This is a genomic window from Sulfitobacter sp. S190 (assembly GCF_025141935.1).
Lineage (GTDB): Bacteria > Pseudomonadota > Alphaproteobacteria > Rhodobacterales > Rhodobacteraceae > Sulfitobacter.
In genome coordinates this window covers 1,494,191-1,512,860 of the sequence record NZ_CP081120.1, presented here as the reverse complement: position 1 = coordinate 1,512,860, position 18,670 = coordinate 1,494,191, and the positions used below count along the sequence as shown (strand labels likewise).

Genomic DNA, 18,670 nt, shown 5'->3' with positions numbered 1-18,670 from the left:
ACGCCACACCTAAGCGCAGATAGCAGTTTTCGCAGAGCGCCTTTTGCGGTAAGACAGTGCCAATCGCCGAGCAGGCTAGAAAAAAAGGAGGAATCGGGTGGCCAGATTCGACCGCTATGTGCTGTCGCAGCTGCTGCTTCTTTTCGGCTTTTTCTCGCTCGTGCTGGTGGCCATTTTCTGGATCAACCGCGCCGTGGTTCTTTTTGACAGGCTGATCGGCAACGGGCAGACGGCGCTGGTATTCCTTGAATTCACGGCCCTTGGCCTGCCGGGGCTGATCACCACGGTCCTGCCCATTTCCGCATTTGCCGCCGCCGTTTATGTCACCAACAGGATGAGCAGTGACAGCGAACTGGCGGTGCTGCAATCGACGGGCACTTCGCCGTGGCGTCTGGCGCGTCCGCTCGCGCTATTCGGACTGATTGTCGCGCTGATGATGTCCGCGCTCAGCCATTTTCTGGTCCCGATGGCCGAAGGGCAGCTGACCGAGCGCGAGGCCGAGATTGCCCAGAACGTCAGTGCCCGCCTGCTGACCGAAGGAGAATTCCTGCACCCGACAGATCAGGTCACCTTCTACACCCGTGCCATCGACGAAGACGGCATTCTGCGCGATGTGTTCGTATCGGACCGGCGCAATCCGTCCGAGGGTGTCATATATACTGCCGCGGAGGCTTATCTGCTGCGCGACGGTGACAGCACGACCCTGATCATGGTGGACGGGCTGGCCCAACGGCTCGAAACGACCACGAACAAGCTCTCAACCGCGAAATTTCAGGATTTTTCCTTCGACATCAGTAATCTGATGTCGGAACCGGATGCAACAATCGACAACATTCGTCATACGGTCACGCCCCATCTGCTGGTCGGCTGGGACGAGATCGCACGCGGCGCAGACACCTCGACCGGCGCGGTAGCCGAAGAAGTCCACGCGCGGTTCGCGCAGCCCCTGTTCTGTCTGGCTGCGGCGATGGTGGGGTTTGCAACGCTGCTGATCGGCGGGTTCTCGCGGTTCGGGGTCTGGCGCGAGATCGTGATCGCCTTTGGCCTGCTGCTGGTGCTTGACGGGCTGCGTGGACCGCTGGTGCGGCTGGTGCGCGATGATGCGGCGCTGTGGCCGGTCCTGTACCTGCCGACGCTGATCGGGCTGGCGATTGCCGCCGCGATGCTGTGGCAATCGGCCCATCCGGGCTGGCACAAGCGGATGTTCAGACGCGAGGCTGCCGCATGATCCTGCATTTCTACTTTGCCCGCCGCTTCGCGATGAGCTTCGTGTTGATCACCGTGATCCTGTTCACGCTGATCGTCCTTACCGGCCTCATCGAACAGGCGCAGCGGTCCTTTGCGGACACGCTTTCGTTCGGGGACATGCTGCGGCTGACGCTGCTCGATACGCCCCAGAAGATCAATGCGATCCTGCCGCTCAACATGCTTTTGGCAACTGTCGTGCTTTTCATTGCGCTGGCACGGTCCTCGGAGATGGTGGTGACCCGGGCGTCGGGGCGCTCGGCGCTGATGACGCTGATGTCGCCGCTGTTCGTGGCGCTGATCATCGGGGGGCTGATCGTGACAATGTTCAACCCGATCGTGGCCGCCACGTCGAAACGCTACGAACAGGTATCGGACAGCTTCCGGTCGGGCGGTGCATCTGCCCTATCGATTTCGGAGGAAGGTCTGTGGCTGCGTCAGGGCACCATAGAGGGGCAAACGGTGATCCGGGCCTGGCGGTCCAACTTCGACGGCTCGATCCTCTATGATGTGACGTTCATCTCCTACGCTCCCGACGGCGGTCCGATCCGGCGGATCGAGGCGCAAAGCGCGGCACTCGGCCCCGACGGCTGGCAGTTGCGCAATGCAAAGACCTGGCCGTTGCAGGCCGGTATCAATTCCGAAGGCAATGCCGAAACCGTGGCAGAACTCACCCTGCCCTCCAGCCTCACGCTCGACCGTATCCGCGACAGTTTCGGCAACGCGGGCTCCATTTCGATCTACGATCTGCCCGCCTTCATCCGCCAGCTGGAATTTTCCGGCTTCAGCCCCAGACGCCATCAGGTGTGGCTGCAAACGGAATTGGCCCGCCCGCTGTTCCTGATGGCGATGGTTCTTGTTGCGAGCGCGTTTACCATGCGTCATACCCGTTCGGGCGGTACAGGCATCGCGGTGCTGTCGGCAGTGCTCTTGGGGTTCGGTTTGTATTTCATTCGCAGTTTTGCGCAGATTCTGGGGGAAAACGGGCAGATCCCCGTTCTGCTGGCCGCTTGGGCGCCGCCCGTGGCCGCGATCCTGCTGGCGATGGGCCTCGTGCTGCACCGGGAGGACGGCTGATGCGGCGTGTTCTGCTGGGTCTGCTGCTGGCATTGCTGCCCTTGCATCTTGCGGCGCAGGATACCGCAGCGCCCGATGCGCCGGCCCTGTTGGTGGCCGACCAGATTTTCATCACCCGCGACCGTGAGCTGGTGGCCCAGGGCAACGTCGAGGCGTTCCAGAACGGCACCCGACTGCGCGCGACCTCCATCCGCTACGCGCAGTCCGACGGCAGGCTGATCATCGAGGGCCCGATCACGATTACCGACGGGGATGGGACGGTCATCCTCGCCGAAGCGGCAGAGCTGGAGCGCGGTCTGCGTGACGGCATATTGCGGGGCGCGCGGCTGGTGCTGAACGAGCAATTGCAGCTTGCCGCGGTGCAAATCGACCGCGTCGATGGCCGGTACAACCAGCTTTACAAGACCTCTGTCACGTCCTGCCACATCTGCGACGACGGCAAACCGCCGCTCTGGCAGATCAGGGCCAAACGGATCATTCACGACGAGGTCGAACAGCAACTCTATTTCGACGAAGCGCAGTTTCGCATCGGGCGGGTGCCCGTGTTCTACCTGCCGCGGCTGCGCTTGCCCGGCCCCACGGTCGAACGCGCGAGCGGCTTTCTGGTGCCCTCGGTCCGCTCCACGTCGCAGTTGGGCACTGGCGTCAAGATCCCCTACTTCTTCCGGCTGAGCGACAAGCGCGACCTGACGGTCACCCCCTATCTGTCGTCGTCCACGACCACGCTGGAATTCCGCTACAGGCAGGCCTACCGCAACGGGCGCATCCGGTTCAACGGCGCGATCACACGCGACGACCTGCGCGAAAGCGAGACGCGCGGATACCTGTTCGGGCGCGGCGTTTTTGCCCTGCCACGCGATTTTGTGCTGCGGTTTGACGTCGAGACCGTCAGCGATGACGCCTATCTCGTCGATTACGGATATTCCGATGCCGACCGTCTGCGCACCGAACTGCGTATCAGCCGTGCGCGGCGTGATGAGTTCATCGGGGCCAGCATCATCAACTTCAAAACCCTGCGCGACGACGAGGTGAACGAAACCTTGCCGACACTTGTGCTTGAGGGGCAGTACGAGCGCCGCTTTTTCCCGCAGGCCATCGGGGGTGAAATCCGCGCGAGCCTTCTCGGCCACAGCCACCGGCGCGGATCCTCGCTCGACATCGACAGCGACGACCCCGACGATATTGTGGATGGGCGCGACATCGCGCGCGTCTATGGCCAGATCGACTGGCTGCGCAGTCACGTCTTCGATTTCGGGCTGCGCACGGATGTGCAGCTGGGTGCGGCCTTTGCCAGCTACAAGATCAGTCAGGACGCGACCTTTCCGGTCAGCCCCAGCGAGCTGACCTCGCATGCCGTTGTTACCCTGCGCTATCCGTTGGTGCGCACCGCCGAAAACGGCGCGCGGCAGGTGTTGGAACCGCTGGTCCAGGTCGCCTATACCGATGGTGACCGGCTGAATGTGCCCAACGAGGAAAGCACACGTGTCGAATTCGATCAGGGCAACCTGTTGAGCCTGTCGCGGTTTCCCCGTGCCGACCGCCGCGAGCGCGGTGCCGCAGCCGCCATCGGGGTCAACTGGTCGCATTTCGACGCGGATGGCTGGAACGCCCATGTCACGCTGGGACAGGTATTCCGCAACGATGCCGATCCGGCCTTTACCGATACGTCGGGGCTCAACGGAGAAAGCTCGGACGTGCTGCTTGCCGCTCAGATCGCGACTCCCGGTGGCCTGATGCTCACGGGGCGCAGTCTTTTCGAAGCGGATCTGAGCCTGTCGAAGGCGGAACTGCGCGGGGATTACCTCTTCAAACGCGGCACATTCGGCGGCACCTATGTCTGGCTCGAGGAAGACGCGGCCGAAGACCGCGACAACGAGGTTTCCGAATTTGCGCTCGAGGGGGCCTACAAGATTTCGCGCACGTGGCTGGCGAGCGCCGACTGGCGCTATGACGCAGCCTCCGACCGTGCGGCCGAAGCCGGATTGGGCCTCACCTACCAGAACGAATGTGTCACCGTCGGGCTGAGCGTAAAGCGCCGCTACACCTCCTCGACAAGTATTGAGCCTTCCACAAGTTTCGGGTTTAACGTAGGCCTGCGCGGCTTTGCCGCTGACACCGGAACAGAAAGATACGTCAGATCATGTTCAAAATGATTTCCAAGCCGCTTGCGGTCCTCGGTCTTGTGGCCGGATTGGCCGGGGCCGCCCCCGTTGCCGCGCAAAACCTGTTTGCACCGGTCGCGACGGTGAATGGCAAACCGGTCACCGAATACGAGGTCCAGCAGCGCGCGCGCTTCTTGCAATTGCTGCGCGCCCCCGGTTCGGGCCGCGAAACGGTGATCGAAGCGCTGATCGACGAACGGCTGCGTCAGGAAGCGTTTACCGATGCGGGCATCGACATATCCGAAGACGGTGTGCGCCAGGCGCTCACGGAATTTGCCGGACGCGCCGGTCTGGAGCTTGACGAGTTTCTCAGCGTGCTCAACCAGAACGGTGTCGAAGTCGAAACGATGCGTGATTTCGTGGTCAACGCCAGCCTGTGGCGCGACCTGATCCGCGCCCGCTACGCCCGCCGTGTGCAAATCACCGAGGACGAGATTGACCGCGCGCTTGCCACGCAAAGCACCGGCAGCTCCAACATCCGCGTGCTGGTGTCCGAGATCATTATCCCGGCCCCGCCGCCCCGCGCCGCACAGGTCAACGAGATTGCCACGAACATCAGCCAGATGCGCACTGTCGACGCGTTTTCCGCCGCCGCGCGCCAGTATTCCGCGACCGCCACCCGCGGCGCGGGAGGGCGTCTGCCGTGGCAGGCACTGTCCGATCTGCCGCCGGTGTTGCAACCGCTGATCCTCGCCCTGTCGCCCGGTGAGGTGACGCAGCCCTTGCAGATCCCTAATGCGGTCGCGCTGTTCCAGCTGCGCGACATCGAGGAAACGGGCGCGCCTCAGCAGACCTATTCCGCCATCGAATACGCAGCCTATTACATGCAGGGCGGACGCTCCGAGCAGACGCTGCAACAGGCAGCAAACCTGCGCGCGCAGGTCGACGTTTGCGATGACCTATACGCCTTCGCCAAGGGCCAGCCGGAAGGCGTGCTTGACCGCGAGGTCAAGGCCCCCGCCGAATTGCCGGACGATTTCGCCATCGAGCTGAGCAAACTGGACGAGGGCGAGGTATCGACCGCGCTCACACGCTCCGATGGGCAGGCTTTGGTCTTTCTGATGCTGTGCGGCCGCACCGCCGAGCAGAACGCCGACGTCAGCCGCGAAGATGTCGCCGCCAACATCCGCCAGCGCCGCCTGTCGGGTTTCGCCGACAGCCTGCTGGCCGAATTGCGCGCCGACGCCCGTATCAGCCGCCCATGAGCCGACCCATCGTCCTGACCTGCGGAGAACCCGCAGGGATCGGCCCCGAAATTGCGACCCGCGCCTGGGCGGCGCTGGCCGATAAGGTGCCGATGCTCTGGCTGGGCGATCCGCGCCACCTGCCGTCGGATGCGGTGTACAAGGTCATCGACCATCCCTCGGAAGCCGCGGACGTATCGGGCCGCGCATTGCCCGTGTTGGCCCACCCCTTTGCGGGCGATGCGACCCCCGGCACGCCCGATCCGCGTAACGCCCAAGGGGTGATCGATGTGATCGCCCGTGCGGTGGATCTGGTGCGCACCGGAGACGCCGCCGCCATTTGCACGGCGCCGCTACACAAGAAGGCGCTCAAGGACGGCGCCGATTTTGCCTATCCCGGTCACACCGAATACCTTGCTGCGCTGGCGGGTCAGTCGGACGTGGTGATGATGCTGGCCAGCGACGCGCTGCGGGTTGTGCCAACCACCATCCACATTCCGCTGGAGGACGTGCCCGCGGCGCTGACGCCCAATCTGCTGCGCCGCACCATCGAAATTACCGCAGAAGGCCTGCGCACCCAATTCGGAATCACGGCCCCCCGGCTGGCGGTGGCGGGGTTGAACCCCCATGCGGGCGAAGGTGGCGCAATGGGCACGCAGGAGCTTGACTGGATCGCGGGGCTGCTGGCGCAAATGCGCGACGAAGGTTTTGATCTGCGCGGGCCTTTGCCGGCGGACACGATGTTTCATGCCGCCGCCCGCCAGACCTATGATGCCGCGATTGCGATGTATCACGATCAGGCGCTGATCCCGATCAAGACGCTTGATTTCGACCGCGGCGTCAATGTCACGTTGGGTCTGCCGTTCATCCGCACGTCACCGGACCACGGCACTGCCTTTGACATCGCCGGCAAAGGGGTCGCCAACCCGTCCAGTATGACCTGCGCCATCCGCATGGCTTATGATATGGCCTGCGCATGAGCACCATCGATAGCCTCCCGCCCCTGCGCGACGTGATCAACACCCATGATCTGCGGGCGCGCAAATCACTGGGCCAGAATTTCCTGCTCGATCTCAACCTCACGGCCAAGATTGCCCGACAGGCAGGTGATTTGACGCAATGCGACGTTCTGGAAATCGGCCCCGGTCCCGGTGGCCTGACCCGCGGTTTGCTGGCCGAAGGGGCGCGCCGTGTGCTGGCCATCGAAAAGGATCGCCGCTGTCTGCCCGCGCTGGCGGAAATTGCGCAGCACTATGGCGACAGATTGCAAGTGATCGAAGGCGACGCGCTCGAGATCGACCCGCTGGCACATCTGACCCCGCCCATCCGCGTGGCGGCCAACCTGCCCTATAATATCGGGACCGAACTGCTTGTCCGATGGCTGACCCCGCCGGAATGGCCGCCGTTCTGGCAAAGCCTGACGCTGATGTTCCAACGTGAAGTCGCCGAACGGATCGTGGCGCAACCGGGGTCCAAGGCCTATGGCAGGCTGGCTATTCTCGCCCAGTGGCGCACGGATGCGCGGATCGTGGTCAACCTGCCGCCAGAGGCCTTTACGCCGCCGCCCAAAATTTCAAGCGCGGTGGTGCATCTGACCGCGCTCGAACAGCCGAAATTCGAAGCAGACGCCGCAACGCTCAGCAGGGTTGTCGCCGCCGCCTTCAATCAACGGCGCAAGATGCTGCGCGCCGCGCTCAAGGGGACGGCCCCCGACATCGAGGACCGTTTGTTGGCGGCCGGGATCAAACCCACCGAAAGAGCCGAGCAGATTTCGCTGGAAGGGTTTTGTGCGCTGGCCCGCGAGATCGCCAAGAGCTAACACAAAGCCCCGCATCCTGCGGGGCTTTGTGATTTGTCTTACTCTGCCGCTTCGGGCTGTTCGCCATCGCCCTTCGGGGCCTCGGCGGTATCGTCGGCCTTGGGCTTGGGCTTGCGGCGCGGGGCCCGGCGCGTTTTGGGCTTGCTCTCTGGTGTCTCGACCAGATTGCTGTCCTCTGCGGTCTCGGCGGGTATTTCCGCGTCCTCCGGCGCAGCATCGGGTTCTGCCGCCTGCCGCTCCTGCTTCTGGGCGTTTTCGCGTTCCTGCCGTTCGGCCCGCTCGCGGTCGCGTTCGGCCTGCCGCTCGCGGTTCTGGCGTTCCTGCTCTTCGCGCTTGGCTTCCTGTTCTTTCTGGGCCTCGGACAGCAGGCGCAGGTAATGCTCCGCGTGCTGCTGGAAGTTCTCCATCGCGACGCGGTCATTGGACAGCATCGCATCACGGGCCAGCTGGTTGTACTTTTCGATCACCTGCTGCGGCGTGCCGCGCACTTTGCCTTCAGGCCCGGAGCTGTCAAACACACGGTTGACGACGTTGCCACCCTGATTGCCACCACGGTTACGGTTGTTCTTGTTGCGCGAGCGCGATCTCGAGGGTTTCATAGATGGGTTCAGCCTTTTGGTGCTGTTTATCCTGTGGCCAGCGGGCGCATAATAAGGCGCGGATACTGCTGGCTCGTCTCATTGTTGGGCATGACGCCGCGCGGGAGCGCCAATCTGGCATCACCGCTGCAACACCTTTGAATAACCATGCCTGCGCCGCAGGGGCAAGGGGAAATGCCCCGGACCTGCGGTTTTTGACGTATCCGGGCCGCTCAGGCGGGGTTTTGCGCAACCACAACCCTGTCGCGCCCGTCCAGGTCGGACAGAATCGTTATGTCGGCCCAGCCCGCAGCGGCAAAGATGCCCCGCACGTCAGCGCCCTGCATCCAACCGATCTCCGCCATGACCCGGCCCGTGGCACTCAGGTATTGCTGCGCCGTATCTGCGATCACGCGGTAGGCACTCAGCCCGTCGGCCCCGTCGGTCAGCGCCATTTCGGGTTCGTGCAGGGCCAGCTCCGGTGCGATATCCGCCATTTCCGACTGGGCAAGATAGGGCGGGTTGGACACGATGAGATCGAACCGCCCCTCGACGGCGGCGAACCAGTCCGACTGGATGATGTCTATGCGATCCGCAACACCGTGCAGCACTGCGTTGGCACTGGCCTGAAGGCAGGCAGCTTGCGACAGATCCACGCCCAGCCCCGTCGCCTCCTCCCGCTCGGCGAGCAGGCTGACCAGAACACACCCCGACCCGATCCCCAGATCGAGAACACGGTCAAACGGTGCGGCCAGTGCGGCCTCGATCAGCGTCTCCGTCTCGGGACGGGGGTCGAGCACATCGGCGCTTACCTTGAAGCGCCGCCCGTAAAAGGCCCGCTCCCCCACCAGATGCGACACCGGCACACGCACGGCGCGCAACGCGACCAGATGTTCGAAGCGATCGGAAATATCCTCGGAAATCTCTTCCGGTGCGATCAGCGTGACGCGGGCCGCATCGATCGACGCGGCATGCGCCAGCAAGATACGCGCGTCGCGCGCAGGGTCCGGCACCCCGGCCGCCCGCAACCGCGCCGTGGCGGCGGCCATTGCAACGGCGGCCGTGGTCACTGCCCCATCTCCGCCAGCATCCGCGCCTGCGCATCTGCCGTCAACGCATCGACCATTTCGTCCAGATCGCCCTGCATGATCGCGTCGAGGCGATAGAGCGTCAGGTTGATCCGGTGGTCGGTCATCCGGCCCTGCGGGAAATTATAGGTACGGATGCGTTCGGAGCGGTCACCGCTGCCGACCTGTGCCGCACGCGCCTCCGAGCGCTCGCTGTCGACCCGCTGACGCTCTGCATCGTAGAGCCGCGTCTTGAGCACCTGCATCGCGATTTCGCGGTTACGGTGCTGTGATTTTTCGGAACTGGTGACGACGATCCCGGTGGGAATATGGGTGATCCGGACCGCGGAATCGGTTGTGTTGACGTGCTGGCCACCCGCACCGGAGGCGCGCATGGTATCGATGCGGATATCGTTGGGATCGACGTGAATGTCGACGTCTTCGGCCTCTGGCAGAACCGCGACCGTGGCCGCCGAGGTGTGGATACGCCCGCCGCTTTCGGTGGACGGCACGCGCTGCACACGGTGCACGCCACTTTCGTATTTCAGGCGCGCAAAGACGTTCTCGCCTGTGATATGCGCCACCACCTCCTTGATGCCGCCAAGCTCTGTCGCCTGCTCCTCGATCAGGTCGAACTTCCAGCCGCGGGCCTCGGCGTACCGCTGGTACATCCGCAGCAGATCTGCCGCGAAAAGCGCCGCTTCGTCGCCGCCGGTGCCGGGCCGTATTTCGAGCATTGCAGGCCGGGCATCTGCGGCGTCACGCGGCAAAAGCGCCAGCTGAAGCGATGCTTCGGCGTCGGGCAGAGCCCGTTCAATCTGCGCGATTTCGTCGCGTGCAAGGTCCGCCATGTCGGGATCGGACAGCATTTCGCGCGCGCCTTCGAGACCTTCCAGCATCGTTCGGTAGCCGTTGATTTCCTCAACTACGGGCCGCAGATCACTGTATTCTTTCGCTAATTTCGAAATATCACCCCCGCCCGCGGACATCGCCGCCTCGAGGTATTCGAAACGGTCAACAATCTGGGCAAGGCGGTCCATGGGTATCATGGCATCGAAGTGACCCATCAAAGGTCTTTGGTCAAGGCCCGCCGCGTGCTAGATTAAGGCCATGAGGAAAATTGCTTTATTGCTCGCCCTTATGCCCCTGCCCGCACTGGCCGATGTGCTGACGCCGCAGGGCAAGACGATTGATTGCTATTGCACCGACAGTGGCGGCGCCCGCATCGAGCTGGGCGAGACGATTTGCCTGCAGGTGGACGGGCGCATGTTCATGGCGCAGTGCCAGATGTCCCTCAATGTGCCGATGTGGCGCGAAACGCAGGAGGGATGCCTCAGCTCATCCCTTGGACCGCTTGGCGCGGACCCGCTCCAGAAGCCCCTCCAGTCGTTTGGCGTTTACCCCGAGATCTGATTTGCCAAACCGCAGGCGGGCGTAGAGCTTGATCTGCCCGTTGTCTTGTTCAATCGTGGTGAAATCGGGAAAGCCGATCCATTTGGACCGGGTCACATAGGTCAGCCGCCCGTCGCCCACACCGCCCGCGATCAGCTCGGTGCGTGGCAGCGCCAGCATGCCCTGATGCAAATCGCTCAGCAGGCCCGGCGCATCGGTGACGACACGCGCGGCCCAGCCTTGTCCGGTGGCGTCTTCCGCGGGGCCGACAGGCTTGTGCCAGCGGTCCGCGTCAATGGGGGCGAGCCGCACATAGGCCAGCCCGGCAACGACGGCAAAAGCCAATATATACAGCATGATACGCTTCCTTTTCACTTTCTGGAGCCTGTGCGATCCGGCGGGTCAGCGCGGGGCGGCGCCCGGCAGGACACACAGCATTTCGTAGATCAGATTGGCGGCAACCAGCGCCGTGTTTCCCGATGTGTCGTAGGGCGGTGATACCTCGACCAGATCACAACCGACGATGTTCAACCCCGCCAGACCGCGGATCAGCTCGAGCGCCTGAACCGTTGTAAGCCCGCCGATTTCGGGCGTGCCCGTGCCGGGCGCATAGGCAGGATCGAGACTGTCGATATCGTAGGTCAGATACACAGGCACATCCCCGATGTCGCGGCGTATTTCGCCCGAAAGCTGCGCCAGACTGCGGTGCCAGAGCTCTTCCGCGGGCCATTGCTGGAACCCCCATCCGGCGGCTTCCTTGAAGTCATCGGCGCCGTAGCCGGTGCCGCGTATCCCGATCTGATAGGTCTTTTCGGGGCGGATCAGCCCCTCTTCGTAGGCGCGGCGGAAAACGGTGCCGTGGGTCTCGCGCTCGCCGAACATCTCGTCGTTGACATCGGCATGGGCGTCCACGTGGATCAATGCCACCGGCCCGTGCCGTTTGGCCATCGCCCGCAGGATCGGCAGGGTGATCGAATGATCGCCCCCCATCGCGACAGGCATCGCATCATACGTCAGGATTTGATCGTAACTCTCTGATATGATGCGCAAACTATCGGACAGCGAAAATGTGTTTATCGCCAGATCCCCGATGTCGGCGACTTGCAGCTTGTCAAACGGCGCGGCACCGGTGGCCATGTTATAAGGGCGCAGCATCGCGCTTTCGGCGCGGATCTGTTTGGGACCGAAACGGGTGCCGGAGCGCCACGATGTGCCGATGTCCATGGGCACGCCGAGCACGGCCACATCAAGCCCCTTGAGGTCATTCACGGCGGGCAGACGCATGAAGGTGCCCGGCCCCGAAAAGCGCGCCAGTTCGTTGCCGCCGAGCGGTTGGTTCTTGGGGCTCATGCGCGCATCCTCGCCCCCAGCAGACACAGGAGTTCGGTCGCCACATGTGCGCCCGCGATGGCCGTGGCACCGGTGGTATCGAAGGGCGGTGACACCTCGACCACATCTCCGCCGCGGATGTTGATCCCGGCCAGATCGCGCAGCATCGCCGCGACCTGCCAAGAGGCCAGACCGCCCCAGACGGGCGTGCCGGTGCCGGGCGCAAAAGCGGGGTCGAGCGCGTCGATATCGAAGGTCAGATAGGTCGGATGATCGCCGAGGATATCACGGATCTGGGCCACCACATCGGCCGTACCCCGCGTGTGCACATCCTGTGCACCGATCGTACATACACCCATCGTATCCGCGTTATGGGTGCGGATGCCCACCTGAACAGACCGCGCCGGATCGACCAGCCCCAGCTTGATCGCCTTGTAGAACATCGTGCCGTGGTCGATGCGGTCCATGTCGTCGTCGGGCCATGTGTCGGAATGGGCATCGAATTGCAGCAACCCCATCGGCCCGTATTTTTCGCCATAGGCCTTCAGGATGGGAAAGCTGATGTAGTGATCACCGCCCAGCACGACACTGGCGGCACCGGCGTCGAGGATGGTGCGGATGTGATCGGTGAGCGTGTCGGGAAAGGCCGAGACCTGCGCATAGTCGAACGCCAGATCACCGTAGTCGGCGATGGCAAATTCGCTGAGCACATCGAAATCCCACCCGTAGGGCGGATCGAAGGGTTGCAGCGCGCTGGCCTCGCGGATGGCGCGGGGGCCAAGACGTGTGCCGGTGCGGTTGGTCACCGCCTGATCGAAGGGCACGCCCGTCACCGCGATGTCGACACCGCGCAAGTCCTTGGTGTAGCGCCGCCGCAGGAAGGACGGCGCCCCGCCAAAGGCGTTCTCGAAGCTCAGCCCCTTGAGATCGTCACGGGTGAAGGCCTGATCGACCTGGCTCTTGGCATCTTCGAGCGCCATTTACCTGCCCCCGACCGGCTGTGCGCGTTCCACGACCCGCACGAAATACGATGCCCCGATGGGCGCGATATCGTCGTTGAAGTTGTATTCGGAGTGGTGGACCGATGGCCCGTCGCCCTGCCCCAGCATGACGTAGGCACCGGGCCGTTCTTCCAGCATATAGGCAAAATCCTCGGCGCCCATGATCGCGGCCATGTCGGGGTTCACGGCCGCGTCGCCCGCCACATCGCGCGCCACTTCGGCGGCAAATTCGGTCTTGGCCGCGTCGTTCACCGTGGGCGGGTAGCCGTATTCGAAATCGAGCCGCGCTTCGAGATCGAAGCTGGCGGCCATGCCGTCGATGATCTGGCCCATGCGGCGTACCACCATCGCCTGCACTTCCTTGTCAAAGGTCCGCACGGTGCCGTTGATATACGCCTCGCCCGGGATGACGTTATCGGTGGTGCCGGTGTGGATCTGCGTGGTCGAGATGACCAGTTGCTGTTCGGGATCGAGATTGCGGCTGCTGATGGTCTGGATCGCCTGAACGATGGCGCAGGCCGCAACCACGGGGTCGGCGGCCTCATGCGGGCGGGCACCGTGACCGCCGCGTCCGGTGATGTGGATGTGAAACGTGTCAGCCGCGGCCATGATTGGCCCCGGCTTCATGTGGAATTCGCCGAACGGCAGCCCCGGCGCGTTGTGCATGCCGTAAACCTGCGAGATGGCAAAGCGGTCCATGATGCCCTCGCGGCACATGACATCGCCACCACCGCCGCCCTCTTCTGCGGGTTGGAAGATCAGCGCCACACGGCCCGAAAAATTGCGCGTCTCGACAAGATAGCGCGCCGCGCCCAGCAGCATCGCGGTGTGCCCGTCGTGGCCGCAGGCGTGCATCTTGCCCGCGTGGGTGGAGGCGTAGTCGACACCGGTCGCCTCGCTCATCGGCAGTGCATCCATGTCGGCCCGCAGCCCGATGGTCGGCCCATCGCCCTGCCCGTTGATGATGGCCACCATGCCGGTCTGCGCGATGCCCTCGTGCAGCTCGTCAACGCCGATTTCGCGCAGGCGCTCGGCCACGAAGGCAGAGGTTTTGGGCAGATCGAAGCCCAGTTCGGGGATCGTATGCAGGTGCCGCCGCCACGCGGTCATGTCGGCGGCAAAATCCGCGATGCGGTTGACGATGGGCATGGGTCGACTCCTGATGCAATCTGGTGTTGATCTAGATGACCATGAACACACGGGGGCCGCAATGCCAGACGACCTGATCCACGATGAAAACGCCGGGATTGACCGGCTCATTCACATCATGCGCCGGTTGCGGGATCCCCAGAGTGGCTGCCCGTGGGACATCGAGCAGGATTTCGACAGCATCGCGCCCTATACCATTGAAGAGGCTTACGAAGTTGCCGACGCCATCGCGCGGCAAGACTGGCCCGATCTGGAAGGCGAGCTGGGTGATCTGCTGCTGCAATCGGTCTATCACACGGCCATCGCAGAGGAGCGCGGCCTGTTTTCGTTTCAAACGGTGGTGCGCGCCATTTCGGACAAGATGGTCGCCCGCCATCCGCATGTTTTCGGCGACGAGAGCCGCGACAAATCCGCAGCCCAACAGGTTGACGACTGGGAAGCGATCAAGGCGGCCGAACGGGCGGGCCGCGCCCAGGGAGGCACGCTGGACGGGGTGGCCGTGGGGCTGCCCGCGCTGTTGCGCGCCTACAAGCTGCAAAAACGCGCCGCCCGTGTCGGATTTGACTGGCCCGACACCGGTCAGGTCATCGACAAGATCCGCGAAGAGGCGGCCGAACTGGTCGAGGCCCGTAACACATTGGGCCCCGATGCGGTGGCCGAGGAATTCGGCGATCTGATGTTCGTCATGGCCAACCTTGGCCGTCATCTGGGTGTGGAGCCCGAAGCCGCCCTGCGCGCGGCCAATGACAAGTTCACCCGCCGCTTTGCCGGTGTCGAAGCCAAGCTGGCGGCACAGGGCAAGACCCCGGCCCAAAGCGATCTGGCGGAGATGGACGCGCTGTGGGATGCGGTCAAAGCGGACGAGCGCGCATAACTGGCCGCGCCGCTGGACAAGCCCGCGCCCCCTTGTCAGGGTGCGCCGACCAAGTAACGGACCACGCCCATGCCCCCACGCAAGATCATCATCGACACCGACCCCGGACAGGACGACGCGGTTGCCATTCTGCTGGCGCTGGCCAGCCCCGGGGATCTTGAGGTGCTGGGCATCACCTGCGTGGCGGGCAATGTGCCGCTGGCGTTGACCGAGAAAAACGCCCGCATCATTTGCGAGCTGGCGGGGCGACGCGACATGCCTGTGTTTGCCGGATGTGACGTGCCGCTGGAACGGCCGCTGGTCACCGCGGAACACGTGCACGGCAAAACCGGGCTGGACGGTCCTGATTGGGACGACCCCACGATGCCGCTGGCCGAGGGTCACGCGGTGGATTTCATCATCGACACGCTCCGCGCGGCAGAGGCGGGCACGGTCACCCTGTGCCCGTTGGGGCCGCTGACCAACATCGCCACCGCCCTGCAGCGCGCCCCCGACATTGCCGGACGGGTGCAGCAGATCGTGTTGATGGGCGGTGCCTATTTCGAGGTGGGCAACATCACGCCCGCGGCAGAATTCAACATTTACGTCGATCCCCAAGCCGCTGATATCGTATTCAATTCCGGCATAGACATCGTGGTGATGCCGCTGGATGTCACGCACAAGGCGCTGGTGACGAAACCGCGCAACGATGCGTTTCGCGCGCTTGGCACACCTGCCGGTGTCGCGGTGGCCGAGATGACGGATTTTTTCGAGCGGTTCGACAAATCGAAATACGGCTCCGAGGGCGCGCCGCTGCATGACCCTTGTGTGACCGCCTATCTGCTGGCGCCCGAGCTGTTTTCGGGCCGACGTGTCAACGTGCAGATCGAGACAGGATCGGAATTGACGATGGGCATGACGGTCGTCGATTGGTGGGGCGTGACCGACCGCACGCCCAACGCCCTGTTCATCGGTGATCTGGATGCGGACGGGTTCTTTGCCTTGCTGACCGACCGGCTGGCCCGGCTATGAGCGCCGCGCTAACGCTTGCCACGCCGGAGCATCTGGAAAAGCTGGTGGCGCTGGTCACGGCCTTTCACGCGGAGGCCGGGATCGAGCTGACCGACGAGGCGCGCCGCGCGGGCCTCGCACCACTGCTGGACGGTATTCCGCACGGATGTGTGTACCTGCTGGGCCCGCCGCGTGCGCCCATCGGCTATATCGTGATCACATTCGGCTGGTCGGTGGAATTCGGCGGGCTTGACGCGATTGTCGACGAATTGTTCATCCGACCCGGTGTGCGCGGCCGTGGCATCGCGTCAGAGGCGTTGATCGCGCTGCCCCGCGCACTGGCGGGTGGCGGGTTGCGGGCGATCCACCTTGAAGTGGACAAGACCAATACCCGCGCGCTCAATCTCTATAAGCGCGCTGGCTTTGCCGTGCGCGACAATTACATGTTCATGTCGAAACGCCTGTAACCGGAACCACCGTGATGCATATTCCTTTCGACAACAGCTATGCTACCCTGCCGGAAGGGTTTTATACCCGCTTGCAGCCGACTTCCGTTGCGTCGCCCAAGCTGCTGGCTTTCAACGAAAACCTTGCGGCGGAGCTGGGCATATCGGGGGCTGACCCCAAACTGGTGGCCCGCGTTTTTGGCGGTAACGAGATACCCCAGGGTGCGGCGCCGCTGGCGCAGCTGTACAGCGGGCACCAGTTTGGCAACTACAATCCGCAGCTTGGTGACGGGCGTGCCATCCTTTTGGGAGAAGTGATAGATACCAATGGGTTGCGCCGCGATATTCAGCTGAAGGGTTCAGGCCGCACCCCCTATTCGCGCGGCGGTGACGGGCGCGCCTGGGTCGGGCCGGTGCTGCGCGAATACGTGGTGTCGGAAGCGATGCACGCGCTTGGCGTGCCCACCACACGCGCCTTGGCCGCCGTGCGCACCGGCGAGGACATCGCGCGCGAAACCATGCTGCCGGGCGCGGTGCTGACACGGGTCGCGTCAAGCCATCTGCGGGTGGGTAGTTTTCAGGTTTTTGCCCACCGCGGCCAGATCGACGACGTGCGGACCCTGACCGATTACGCCATCGCCCGTCATGCGCCCGAAGCGGACGGGCCGCTGGGGCTGTTGCAACACGTTTGCGACCGGCAGGCCGACTTGATCGCGGCATGGATGTCTTTCGGCTTTATCCACGGGGTGATGAACACCGACAATTGCACCATTTCGGGCGAGACGATCGACTATGGCCCCTGTGCATTCATGGATGATTTCCACATGGGGCGGGTGTTTTCGTCTATCGACCAGCAGGGCCGCTATGCCTTTGGCAACCAGCCGAATATTGCGGTGTGGAACATGGCCCAATTCGCAACCGCGCTGATCCAGCAGATCGAGGACAAGGACGCCGCCGTGGAAGCCGCAACGGCGATCATTCACGCCATGCCCGCGCGGATCGAGGTAGCATGGGCGCGCCGGTTTGCGGCCAAGATCGGGATCCGCACGCCGCGCGACGGGGATGTGGATCTGGTGCAGCGCTTGCTGGATCTGATGCAGAAAGACGGCGCCGATTTCACCAACAGTTTCAGGGCTTTGGGCACCGATGCTGCACGCGACCAGTTCACCGATCGGGCCGCGTATGATGCATGGGCCACGGCGCATGCGGACCGGATCGCGGATGAGCCTGATCCGGCGGGCGTGATGCGGGCGGCCAACCCTGCCGTGATCCCGCGTAATCACCGGATCGAGCAGATGATCGAGGCCGCCGTTGCGGGCGACATGGCCCCGTTCGAGCGGTTGATGGCCGCACTTGCCACGCCGTTCGAGCAGACGGATGCGGAACTGGCCAAACCGCCCGCGCCATCGGAGATCGTGGCCGCCACGTTCTGCGGCACCTGAGCGTCAGCGCCGGTTGATCAGGGTGATCCCCGCCGTGACCAACCCCAAGGCAATCCAGACACTTGCACCGATCTGTTCACCCAACAGCAGCCAGCCGAAGATGACGGACGCCACCGGCGAGATGAAGCTGAAGGACGCGACGCTGTTGGCCGGATAGCGTTTCATCAGCCAGAACCAGACCAGAAAGCCCAGCGACGCCACGCCGATGATCTGGAACGCCATGCCCGCAATGTGAATCGGCGCCACGTCGCGCAGCAGATCGCCCGCGAAAGGCGCCAGCAGCAGCAGGATCGGGGCAGAGATGAGCACCTGGCTCATCAGCTGGTGTTCGGGCGGCACGTCGGCCAGTGGCGTGACCCGCACCAGAAGGGCGATGCCGGCCCAACTGAGCGCGGCGGCAAGCGCCAGCAGATCCCCCGCCCAGGATGCGTTTCCGGTAGAGCGGTCCGACAGGGCCAGCGCCACGCCCGCCATCGCCAGCGCAAGCCCCAGCACCTTGCGCCGGGTGAGCCGCTCATCGGGGATCAGCACGGTAGAGGCCAGCGCCAGCCAGACCGGCATCGAGTAGAAGATCACCGAGCTCCGGCTGACCGTCGTCAGATCAAGAGCGGTGTACATACACATGAATTCAAAGGCAAAAAGAGCGCCCGACGCCACCGCCCACAGCCGCGCCTGTGGGGCGATGCGAAACGACACCCCGCGCAGTTGCATCCACAGCATAAGTACCAGAACCGCCCCCGCAGAGCGCAGACCGGCCGCAAACACCGGCCCAAAGCCGCCCGCGGTTACCTTGATCACCACCTGATTGAACGCCAGATGCAGCGCGAAGGCCGTGAGGGCCACGGCACCGAAGGTATCAATATGTGATTTGCGCTCCATCCTGCGCATCAGTTGCGGGCGGCGGAGAAATGTCAA

General features: G+C 63.7%; 19 protein-coding genes. 11 read left to right on the top strand and 8 right to left on the bottom strand.

Annotated features, from left to right (window positions below):
• Positions 1-97 precede the first annotated feature (97 nt).
• From lptF to rsmA, 6 genes are read left to right on the top strand one after another with little or no spacing between them, the layout of a single operon-like run.
• Positions 98-1,228 (top strand): LPS export ABC transporter permease LptF, encoded by a 1,131-nt coding sequence (gene lptF / locus K3756_RS07760; protein ID WP_259992734.1) that lies wholly within the window; start codon positions 98-100, stop codon positions 1,226-1,228.
• Positions 1,225-2,322, top strand: a complete 1,098-nt coding sequence (lptG, locus tag K3756_RS07755) for an LPS export ABC transporter permease LptG (RefSeq protein WP_259992733.1) — start codon at positions 1,225-1,227, stop codon at positions 2,320-2,322. The genes lptF and lptG overlap by 4 nt, the downstream gene beginning before the upstream one ends.
• Positions 2,322-4,475 carry an LPS-assembly protein LptD gene (locus tag K3756_RS07750; protein ID WP_259992732.1) on the top strand — a complete coding sequence of 718 codons (2,154 nt, stop codon included), beginning with the start codon at positions 2,322-2,324 and terminating at the stop codon, positions 4,473-4,475. The genes lptG and K3756_RS07750 overlap by 1 nt, the downstream gene beginning before the upstream one ends.
• Positions 4,463-5,689 carry a peptidylprolyl isomerase gene (locus K3756_RS07745; protein WP_259992723.1) on the top strand — a complete coding sequence of 409 codons (1,227 nt, stop codon included), beginning with the start codon at positions 4,463-4,465 and terminating at the stop codon, positions 5,687-5,689. The genes K3756_RS07750 and K3756_RS07745 overlap by 13 nt, the downstream gene beginning before the upstream one ends.
• The gene (gene pdxA / locus K3756_RS07740) at positions 5,686-6,648 is read left to right on the top strand and encodes a 4-hydroxythreonine-4-phosphate dehydrogenase PdxA (protein WP_259992721.1); all 963 of its coding nucleotides are present in this window, start codon (positions 5,686-5,688) and stop codon (positions 6,646-6,648) included. Before K3756_RS07745 ends, pdxA begins: the two co-directional genes overlap by 4 nt.
• The gene (rsmA, locus tag K3756_RS07735; RefSeq protein ID WP_259992711.1) at positions 6,645-7,487 is read left to right on the top strand and encodes a 16S rRNA (adenine(1518)-N(6)/adenine(1519)-N(6))-dimethyltransferase RsmA; all 843 of its coding nucleotides are present in this window, start codon (positions 6,645-6,647) and stop codon (positions 7,485-7,487) included. The genes pdxA and rsmA overlap by 4 nt, the downstream gene beginning before the upstream one ends.
• 38 nt (positions 7,488-7,525) lie before the next feature.
• Here the strand turns inward: rsmA and K3756_RS07730 are convergent, their stop codons facing one another.
• The 3 genes from K3756_RS07730 to prfA all read right to left on the bottom strand — a co-directional run bounded on the left by K3756_RS07730 (position 7,526) and on the right by prfA (position 10,181).
• Positions 7,526-8,086: a DUF4167 domain-containing protein gene (locus tag K3756_RS07730; RefSeq protein WP_259992701.1), complete on the bottom strand. Its 561-nt coding sequence runs from the start codon at positions 8,084-8,086 to the stop codon at positions 7,526-7,528.
• A 212-nt stretch (positions 8,087-8,298) separates the two neighbouring features.
• Positions 8,299-9,114: a peptide chain release factor N(5)-glutamine methyltransferase gene (gene prmC / locus K3756_RS07725; protein WP_259993518.1), complete on the bottom strand. Its 816-nt coding sequence runs from the start codon at positions 9,112-9,114 to the stop codon at positions 8,299-8,301.
• 17 nt (positions 9,115-9,131) lie between these two features.
• Positions 9,132-10,181, bottom strand: a complete 1,050-nt coding sequence (gene prfA, locus K3756_RS07720) for a peptide chain release factor 1 (RefSeq protein ID WP_259993517.1) — start codon at positions 10,179-10,181, stop codon at positions 9,132-9,134.
• 61 nt (positions 10,182-10,242) lie between these two features.
• Here prfA and K3756_RS07715 point away from each other — a divergent pair, with 61 nt between their 5' ends.
• Entirely contained in the window at positions 10,243-10,545 is a 303-nt protein-coding gene (locus K3756_RS07715; RefSeq protein ID WP_259992699.1) for a hypothetical protein, read from the top strand.
• Here the strand turns inward: K3756_RS07715 and K3756_RS07710 are convergent.
• From K3756_RS07710 to K3756_RS07695, 4 genes are read right to left on the bottom strand one after another with little or no spacing between them, the layout of a single operon-like run.
• Positions 10,471-10,881, bottom strand: a complete 411-nt coding sequence (locus tag K3756_RS07710; RefSeq protein WP_259992697.1) for a DUF1499 domain-containing protein — start codon at positions 10,879-10,881, stop codon at positions 10,471-10,473. The genes K3756_RS07715 and K3756_RS07710 overlap by 75 nt on opposite strands.
• 45 nt (positions 10,882-10,926) lie before the next feature.
• A complete protein-coding gene (gene speB, locus K3756_RS07705) occupies positions 10,927-11,874 on the bottom strand; it encodes an agmatinase (protein WP_259992695.1) in 948 nt (315 codons plus the stop codon).
• Positions 11,871-12,833 (bottom strand): agmatinase, encoded by a 963-nt coding sequence (gene speB / locus K3756_RS07700; RefSeq protein ID WP_259992688.1) that lies wholly within the window; start codon positions 12,831-12,833, stop codon positions 11,871-11,873. Before speB (K3756_RS07700) ends, speB (K3756_RS07705) begins: the two co-directional genes overlap by 4 nt.
• Entirely contained in the window at positions 12,834-14,003 is a 1,170-nt protein-coding gene (locus tag K3756_RS07695) for a M20 aminoacylase family protein (RefSeq protein ID WP_259992679.1), read from the bottom strand. It abuts the gene before it with no gap.
• Between the two features lie 61 nt (positions 14,004-14,064).
• Here K3756_RS07695 and mazG point away from each other — a divergent pair, with 61 nt between their 5' ends.
• The 4 genes from mazG (at position 14,065) to K3756_RS07675 (ending at position 17,755) form a co-directional block, all read left to right on the top strand.
• Positions 14,065-14,877 carry a nucleoside triphosphate pyrophosphohydrolase gene (gene mazG, locus K3756_RS07690; protein WP_259992677.1) on the top strand — a complete coding sequence of 271 codons (813 nt, stop codon included), beginning with the start codon at positions 14,065-14,067 and terminating at the stop codon, positions 14,875-14,877.
• A 69-nt stretch (positions 14,878-14,946) separates the two neighbouring features.
• A complete protein-coding gene (locus K3756_RS07685) occupies positions 14,947-15,888 on the top strand; it encodes a nucleoside hydrolase (RefSeq protein ID WP_259992668.1) in 942 nt (313 codons plus the stop codon).
• Entirely contained in the window at positions 15,885-16,334 is a 450-nt protein-coding gene (locus K3756_RS07680) for an N-acetyltransferase (RefSeq protein ID WP_259992665.1), read from the top strand. Before K3756_RS07685 ends, K3756_RS07680 begins: the two co-directional genes overlap by 4 nt.
• Positions 16,335-16,348: 14 nt before the next feature.
• Positions 16,349-17,755: a YdiU family protein gene (locus K3756_RS07675; RefSeq protein ID WP_259992663.1), complete on the top strand. Its 1,407-nt coding sequence runs from the start codon at positions 16,349-16,351 to the stop codon at positions 17,753-17,755.
• A gap of 3 nt (positions 17,756-17,758) precedes the next feature.
• Here the strand turns inward: K3756_RS07675 and K3756_RS07670 are convergent, their stop codons facing one another.
• A complete protein-coding gene (locus K3756_RS07670) occupies positions 17,759-18,634 on the bottom strand; it encodes a DMT family transporter (RefSeq protein ID WP_259993516.1) in 876 nt (291 codons plus the stop codon).
• Positions 18,635-18,670 lie beyond the last annotated feature (36 nt).

Bases quoted from the DNA above. Each gene is read 5' to 3' on its own strand.
- lptG (WP_259992733.1), top strand. From the start codon at position 1,225: ATGATCCTGCATTTCTACTTTGCCCGCCGCTTCGCGATGAGCTTCGTG.
- K3756_RS07750 (WP_259992732.1), top strand. From the start codon at position 2,322: ATGCGGCGTGTTCTGCTGGGTCTGCTGCTGGCATTGCTGCCCTTGCAT.
- K3756_RS07745 (WP_259992723.1), top strand. From the start codon at position 4,463: ATGTTCAAAATGATTTCCAAGCCGCTTGCGGTCCTCGGTCTTGTGGCC.
- pdxA (WP_259992721.1), top strand. From the start codon at position 5,686: ATGAGCCGACCCATCGTCCTGACCTGCGGAGAACCCGCAGGGATCGGC.
- rsmA (WP_259992711.1), top strand. From the start codon at position 6,645: ATGAGCACCATCGATAGCCTCCCGCCCCTGCGCGACGTGATCAACACC.
- K3756_RS07730 (WP_259992701.1), bottom strand. From the start codon at position 8,086: ATGAAACCCTCGAGATCGCGCTCGCGCAACAAGAACAACCGTAACCGT.
- prmC (WP_259993518.1), bottom strand. From the start codon at position 9,114: ATGGCCGCCGCCACGGCGCGGTTGCGGGCGGCCGGGGTGCCGGACCCT.
- prfA (WP_259993517.1), bottom strand. From the start codon at position 10,181: ATGATACCCATGGACCGCCTTGCCCAGATTGTTGACCGTTTCGAATAC.
- K3756_RS07715 (WP_259992699.1), top strand. From the start codon at position 10,243: ATGAGGAAAATTGCTTTATTGCTCGCCCTTATGCCCCTGCCCGCACTG.
- K3756_RS07710 (WP_259992697.1), bottom strand. From the start codon at position 10,881: ATGCTGTATATATTGGCTTTTGCCGTCGTTGCCGGGCTGGCCTATGTG.
- speB (WP_259992695.1), bottom strand. From the start codon at position 11,874: ATGAGCCCCAAGAACCAACCGCTCGGCGGCAACGAACTGGCGCGCTTT.
- speB (WP_259992688.1), bottom strand. From the start codon at position 12,833: ATGGCGCTCGAAGATGCCAAGAGCCAGGTCGATCAGGCCTTCACCCGT.
- K3756_RS07695 (WP_259992679.1), bottom strand. From the start codon at position 14,003: ATGCCCATCGTCAACCGCATCGCGGATTTTGCCGCCGACATGACCGCG.
- mazG (WP_259992677.1), top strand. From the start codon at position 14,065: ATGCCAGACGACCTGATCCACGATGAAAACGCCGGGATTGACCGGCTC.
- K3756_RS07685 (WP_259992668.1), top strand. From the start codon at position 14,947: ATGCCCCCACGCAAGATCATCATCGACACCGACCCCGGACAGGACGAC.
- K3756_RS07680 (WP_259992665.1), top strand. From the start codon at position 15,885: ATGAGCGCCGCGCTAACGCTTGCCACGCCGGAGCATCTGGAAAAGCTG.
- K3756_RS07675 (WP_259992663.1), top strand. From the start codon at position 16,349: ATGCATATTCCTTTCGACAACAGCTATGCTACCCTGCCGGAAGGGTTT.
- K3756_RS07670 (WP_259993516.1), bottom strand. From the start codon at position 18,634: ATGGAGCGCAAATCACATATTGATACCTTCGGTGCCGTGGCCCTCACG.